Source organism: Thermodesulfobacterium hveragerdense DSM 12571 (genome assembly GCF_000423845.1).
In the GTDB taxonomy this organism is placed as follows: domain Bacteria; phylum Desulfobacterota; class Thermodesulfobacteria; order Thermodesulfobacteriales; family Thermodesulfobacteriaceae; genus Thermodesulfobacterium; species Thermodesulfobacterium hveragerdense.
Map to the genome: position 1 here is coordinate 23,784 of NZ_AUIT01000022.1, position 6,456 is coordinate 30,239.

Genomic DNA, 6,456 nt, shown 5'->3' on the forward strand with positions numbered 1-6,456 from the left:
CACCCTCTTTATTTGATTTTTTGTTCCCAATTCCAGGCGTGTTGGATGATGGTTTCCAGGTCTTGAAATTTAGGTTCCCAGGAAAAAAGAGACTTGATTTTTCGATTATCGGCAATCAAAACCGGAGGGTCTCCAGGACGTCTTTCTGTCTCTAACACTTTAAACTCAACCCCTGTGACCTTTTTTACAGCCTCAACTACCTGTCTTACCGAAACCCCAACCCCATACCCACAGTTTAAAATCTGGCTTTTTCCGCTATCAAGCAAGTACTCTAAGGCAAGAATATGGGCCTCGGCTAAGTCTATTACATGGATGTAGTCTCTGATACAGGTTCCATCTGGGGTGGGATAGTCGGTGCCATAGATTTCAAGGTAGGGATATTCTCCTTTAGCGGTTTTAAGGGCTCTTATGATAAGATGGGTAGGCTGGTTGTAGGCTGGTCCTAACTCACCCTCTGGGTCTGCCCCTGCAACGTTAAAATATCTTAGGGCTATATAGTCTAAGGCCTTGGCATAAGAAAGGTCCTCTAAGACCCTTTCTATCATCGCCTTGGTTCTACCATAAGGGTTGATGGGTTCTAAAGGTGCGTCCTCTGGTACAGGGATGGTTTTAGGAATACCATAAACCGCTGCTGAAGAGGAAAAAACAAACTTTTTAACCTCAGCTTTACCCATAGCTGAAAGAAGTTTTAAGGTATTTTCTACGTTATTGCGGTAGTATTTTAGGGGAAAAGCTACACTTTCAGGAACCACGATAGAGGCTGCAAAGTGCATTACAGCCTCAGGTTTTTCTTTATTTAAGATTTTTTCTACCTTTTCCTCTTCGGCAAGGTCTACTTGATAGAGTTTGCCATAAGGGATTTTTTTGCCGGTGGTGCTAAGGTTATCGATGATAACCACTTCATATCCATTTTGAACCAGAAGTTTGACTACATGAGACCCTATGTATCCGTAGCCACCAGTAATTAAAATTTTAGGTTTCGCCATTTTAAAACCGTTTTACTTTTGTTTTGGATATGATACAATAAGTTTTGTATGTCGTCAACCAAAGTTTGGATTAATAAACCGGTCGATTTAGAAGTTTTAAGACACTTTGTAACCAAAGGGTTTTTTACCCCGTTTCTTGCTCAAGTCCTGATCAATAAAGGATTTACCAGCATAAAAGATGCTTATTCTTTTCTTTTTCCGCAGCTTAGCGATTTTGGTGACCCTTTTTTAATCCCTGACATGTTACCTGCGGTAAAAAGAATATATCAGGCAGCCATCTCTGATGAGACCATAGGGATCTATGGAGATTCAGACACAGATGGCATTATCGGAAGCTTTGTGTTGTATGATTTTTTGGTAAGTCTTGGTTGCAAAGTAGAATGGCTTATTCCCAGCAAGGAAAAGGAAGGTTATGGTTTTCACGCCAAATTTCTGCCTTACTTCAAACAAAAAGGGGTAAGCCTTTTAATCACGGTAGATGTGGGAATTTCTGCAGCTGATACCGTAAACGAGGCTAAAGCTTTAGGAATAGATGTTATCGTTACCGATCATCACGAGGTAGTCGAAAAACCTGATACCATCGTGGTTTCTGGAAAGCTTACCCCTAAAAGTTCTCCTTTTTATCATCTATGCGGGGCTGGGGTAGCTTTTACCCTGATAAGGGCTCTAAGAAAGTTTTTTTACGAGCAGGGGTTCTTTGGAAGAGACCACATCCCTCAGATACGAAAATACCTTGAGCTTGTGGGTTTAGCTACCTTAGCTGACATGGTGCCCCTACTTGGGGAAAATCGCACGATTACCTTTTATGGGTTTAGAGACCTTTCTTCCCCTTCTTTTTTAGCAACAAGGCTTTTTATAGACTCCGCAAGGCTAAACGGAACTATTTCTGAAGAAGACCTGTTTTATCGGGTTATTCCCAAGATAAACGCCGCAGGCAGAATGGGGACCCCTGAGTTGGTCTTTCAATTTTTAAAAGAAAACGAAGAAACCAAAGCAAAGGAACTTTTGGCTAAAATAGAGGGTATCAACCAGAGACGCCAAGAGCTTGAGTTAGAGATACTTTCCTCTTTAGAAGACCTTGCTAAAAAAGAGGTAGAACGGTATTCTTTTATTTTTTTGGCTGTAGAGAAACTTCCCAAAGGCCTTTTAGGACTTATAGCTAACAGGTTTAAAAATCAGTATCAGGTCCCTGCTATTCTTATTTCTATAGAAGACGGAGTAGGATTTGCTTCTGGGAGATCTCCTGAAGGGCTTAACCTTTTTGAGACAGTCTCTAAGTGCGAGGACCTTCTTATTCAGTACGGCGGACATAAACATGCACTGGGGTTTCAAGTAAGTGTTGATAACATAGAAGCCCTAAAATCTCGTTTAGCTGACGAAATCAAAAAATTAGCCTTAGTTTCTAAACCTGAAGAAGAGATAGTATACGTTGAGGCTGAGGTGGAACTTGCAGAGCTTTTATATCCAGAAAACTTTAGGGCACTAACCTACCTTCATCCCTACGGAGAGGCTCATTTTCCCCCAAACATTTTAATCAGAAATTTCGAGGTAAAAGAAAAAATTTTGTTAAAAGAGAAACATTCTAAGTTTGTGCTAAAAAAAGGATTAAACGAGATAAATGCCATCTGGTTTAATCAGGTAGTAGAAGACGAGAGGATAAGGTTGGTTTTAGGTCAACCTTACGTAAACACCTACAGAAATACCTTAGAAATAAAGGTAGTTGACGTAAGATGAAATTTTGTAACATAAGAGAGGAGAAGGAACATTTCGAAGAGATTTATTTAGCTCCTCAGGCTTGTAAGTCTCGATTTTCCCGGGGAAGGACCTATCCTGAAGAAGAGTGTGAGATAAGGACTGTTTTTGAAAGGGACCGGGACCGGATTATTCATTCCAAAGCCTTTAGAAGGTTAAAACATAAAACCCAAGTGTTTTTAGCCCCCAAAGGAGATCATTATCGGACGAGACTTACCCACACCTTGGAAGTAGCTCAGATAGCAAGAACCATAGCCAGGGCTTTAAACCTAAACGAGACTCTTACTGAAGCCATATCTTTGGGGCATGACCTCGGGCACACCCCCTTTGGCCATGCAGGAGAAGAGGTTTTAAACGAGCTTTTAGCAGGAGGGTTTAGACACTACGAGCAGAGCCTCAGGGTGATTGAGAAACTGGAAAAAGACGGAAGAGGCTTAAACCTTACGTTTGAGGTAAAAGAGGGTATTTTGAAACATTCCAAAGGGATGGGGCCTATCTTAAGTAAGCAAGGAGATAGACCAAGCACCCTTGAAGCTGAGATAGTAAGGGTTTCTGATGTGATAGCCTATGTCAACCACGACGTAGACGATGCCTTAAGAGCTGGAATGATAGACTTAAAAGACCTTCCTCAAAATTCTAAAAAAATCCTGGGAGAAACCCATGCCCAAAGGATTTCTAAGCTGGTAAAAAGTATTATATACTCGACAAGAGAGGCAAATTACTCTGGGATTGTGATGGAAGATAAGGTGCTCAGTGCTTTGACAGAGCTTAGAGAGTTTTTGTTTGAGAAAATCTATTTTTCTCAGTCTGTAAGAAAAGAGTTTGAGAAAGCCAAAAGACTTGTTTTACAGCTTTTTGAGTTTTATGACAAAAATTTTGAGAACATTCCTTATTTTATAAAAGCTAAATTCCTTTTTCCTGATGAGTCTAAAGAAAGATTGATTGCCGATTATATTTCTGGGATGACTGACAGATATGCTATCTATCAATATTTTGAATGCTTTGTTCCTAAGCCTTGGCAAGGGCTGGAGAAGGTTTTTGGAGGCATAGACTATGAGCTATAAGAAGATAGGTTGGTTTACTACCGCAAGAGATAAGGCTGCTTTAGACCTGCTAAGAACAGTTTATTCTGAGATAAAGAGAGGGAATATTTCTGCTAAGCTAAGTTATGTGTTTGTAAGCAAAGCCCCAGATGAAGGAAAATGGGCAAAAAAACTGATAGAAGAAGCTAAGGAAGAGATGGGGCTTAAAGTTGTCTGGTTTTCAGCTGAGAGGTTTAAGCCAGAACTTAGAAAGGCTCAACGGGACCTCTGGAGAAAGGAGTATCACGCAGAGGTTTTAAAAAGGCTTGATATGGAGATAGATTTTGGGGTTTTAGCTGGTTATATGTGGATTACCTCTGAAGAGTTTTGCAAGCAACTAAGGTTGATAAATTTGCATCCAGCCCTACCAGGAGGTCCGAAAGGTTCCTGGCAGGAGGTAATCTGGCAGCTTATCAGCTCAAGGGCTATGGAAACAGGGGCTATGTTTCATCAGGTAACCCCTGAACTTGACGAGGGCCCAGCCCTCACCTACTTTAGACTAAATCTTCGTACCTATGAGTTTATCCCTCTGTGGGAAGAGACTGAGACTAAACTTCTAAAACACCATCTCTCAGGGCTTAAAAAACTTGAAGGAGAAGAAAACGCTCTTTTTAGAAAAATTCGTGAAGAAGAACTGAAAAGAGAGTTGCCTTTACTTGTATTTACTTTAAAATATCTATGCGATGAGAAAATAGGGTTTGAGGGAGATACCCCTGTTGATTTAACAGAGGAAATAGAGAAAAGTTTGTCAGATTTTATCATAACTTAACGAGGAGGAAAGAGATGAAAAAGATTTTATATGTTGGGTGCTTAGGGTTTAATCTTTTGTTAGGAGGGTGTGTAGCCTCTCAAGATGAAATACAAACCCTAAAGATTAAGGTACTTAATCTTGAAACTACCATTCAACAGCAATCGCAAAACCAAAAAGCCGTAGAAAACGAGCTTAATCAGTTAAAAGGAAGAGTAGATACCTTAGAAAAAAAGTTGAACGAAGACTTGCTTTTAGAGGTAAAAACTAAGGCCTTAGCTGAGATAGAAGAGCTTAAGTCTTCTCAGGCTAAGATATCTTCTCAGGTAGAGGACCTTATGGCTTCAAAAGAAGATTTTTACAAGACTTTTACCAAACACTCAGAAGAGCTTAAAACCAGAATAGAAGTCCTGGAATTAAAGGTAAAATCTTTAGAAGAAAAGGGGGCTTCTCCTCAAGCCACTTCCTCAAGCGTATCTAACGAAACCTTATCTAAACCATCAAATCAAACTGTTTCTAACACAACCCGAGAACCTCAAATCTTTACTTCTTCAAACAATGCTACCTCTGACGAGACTGCTAAAACAGATGCTTCCAAACAGCAAGGATCTCCTCAAAAAGAACTAACTGAGGTTGAGGTTTATAACCAGGCCTTTGACCTTTATCAGCAAAAAAAGTGGGATGAAGCCATCAAAGCTTTTAAACAGTATCTACAAAAATACCCTAAAGGCAAGTTTTTAGCCCAGAGTCATTATTGGCTGGGAGAAATTTATTATAATAAAAAGGATTACGAAGACGCTATTTTATCCTATCAAAAGGTTATAGAAAGTTCGGCTTCCCCAGCTTTAAAGGCCTCAGCCATGTATAAACAAGCTTTAAGTTTTAAAAACTTAGGAGATAAGGATGCCTCCACCATTTTATTAAAACGTATTATAAAACTCTATCCTAAAAGCAAAGAAGCCCAGGAAGCCAAAAAACTCCTGAGCATAAAAAGGTAGTTTTTAAGCCTTTTTTAGTCTGTAGGGGTTAATGGTCAACACAGGAATAGGGGAGTTTTTCACCACACCGTTTGCTACGCTTCCAAAAAGAATTCTATCAAGCCCTTTCTTTCCATGGGTTCCCATAATAATAAGGTCTACCTTGACTTTTTCTCCGGTTTCGATGATTTTTTCTACCACATCGCCTTTTACGATGATAGACTGAGCTTCAGGATAGTCAGCAAAGTGTTTCTTCATAAAGTCTTCCATAGACTTTTGAGCCCCTTCTAAAAGGATGTTTTCAAGGTCTGTAAGGGTTTTTATCGAACCATAGAGTCCTTCATAGGCAGCTAAATCTTCTAAAACAAAGACCACATGAATTTTGGCATTAAGCTTTTTAGAAAAGTCTTTAGCCCATTCAGCCACAAACTCAGAAACCTCAGAAAAATCTACAGGAACCAAAATGTTTTTAATCTCAGCCATAAATCCCTCCTTGTAAGGGGGTTTTTTATAATATTTAAATCTTAATTAATTTTTATAATAAGTTTAAAAGTTTTTTAATCAAGGGATAATACCTTAAATTACCGATAGAAATTTATAAATTTTGAGGGAGTAGAATATAAATTGTGTCTTTTAATAAAATATTTTAGAGGCATAATAAAAATTTTTAATATTTTTTAAATTAATGATAACATAAAACCTAAAAGACTAAACTAACCAGGAGGTCTGTAAAATGGAAAACTTAGACTTAGATTTAGAAAAAGTTTTAAGTGAAATCTCAAAAATTGAATCAAAAGAGGGTATCAAAATGGCTGCTGCACTCCTCTTAAACGCTCTCATGAAAAAAGAAAGAGAAATATTCCTTAGAGATAGTATTGATAATAAAGCTAATGGTTACTATGAAAGACAAC

Annotated in this window: 6 protein-coding genes and 1 pseudogene; 5 read left to right on the top strand and 2 right to left on the bottom strand. The window is 38.7% G+C overall.

Annotated features, from left to right (window positions below; translation table 11 throughout):
* Positions 1–8 precede the first annotated feature (8 nt).
* On the bottom strand, positions 9–986 hold the full coding sequence (gene galE, locus G580_RS0107000) for a UDP-glucose 4-epimerase GalE (RefSeq protein ID WP_028841580.1): 978 nt from the start codon (positions 984–986) through the stop codon (positions 9–11).
* Between the two features lie 48 nt (positions 987–1,034).
* On the opposite strand from galE, the gene recJ reads away from it, so the two are divergent.
* The 4 genes from recJ to ybgF are packed head-to-tail and all read left to right on the top strand — an operon-like array spanning position 1,035 to position 5,566.
* Positions 1,035–2,720 carry a single-stranded-DNA-specific exonuclease RecJ gene (recJ, locus tag G580_RS0107005; protein WP_028841581.1) on the top strand — a complete coding sequence of 562 codons (1,686 nt, stop codon included), beginning with the start codon at positions 1,035–1,037 and terminating at the stop codon, positions 2,718–2,720.
* A complete protein-coding gene (locus tag G580_RS10385) occupies positions 2,717–3,802 on the top strand; it encodes a deoxyguanosinetriphosphate triphosphohydrolase (RefSeq protein WP_051173231.1) in 1,086 nt (361 codons plus the stop codon). The genes recJ and G580_RS10385 overlap by 4 nt, the downstream gene beginning before the upstream one ends.
* Positions 3,792–4,589 carry a formyltransferase family protein gene (locus tag G580_RS10390; RefSeq protein ID WP_038041813.1) on the top strand — a complete coding sequence of 266 codons (798 nt, stop codon included), beginning with the start codon at positions 3,792–3,794 and terminating at the stop codon, positions 4,587–4,589. Before G580_RS10385 ends, G580_RS10390 begins: the two co-directional genes overlap by 11 nt.
* Positions 4,590–4,603: 14 nt before the next feature.
* Positions 4,604–5,566 carry a tol-pal system protein YbgF gene (gene ybgF / locus G580_RS0107020; RefSeq protein ID WP_028841582.1) on the top strand — a complete coding sequence of 321 codons (963 nt, stop codon included), beginning with the start codon at positions 4,604–4,606 and terminating at the stop codon, positions 5,564–5,566.
* A 3-nt stretch (positions 5,567–5,569) separates the two neighbouring features.
* On the opposite strand, the gene G580_RS0107025 is transcribed toward ybgF, so the two are convergent.
* Positions 5,570–6,028, bottom strand: coding sequence for a universal stress protein (locus tag G580_RS0107025; RefSeq protein ID WP_028841583.1), 459 nt, complete (start codon positions 6,026–6,028; stop codon positions 5,570–5,572).
* A gap of 250 nt (positions 6,029–6,278) precedes the next feature.
* Between G580_RS0107025 and G580_RS11980 the strand changes: the two are divergent.
* A pseudogene (locus G580_RS11980) lies at positions 6,279–6,456 on the top strand (IS256 family transposase); the annotation flags it as partial.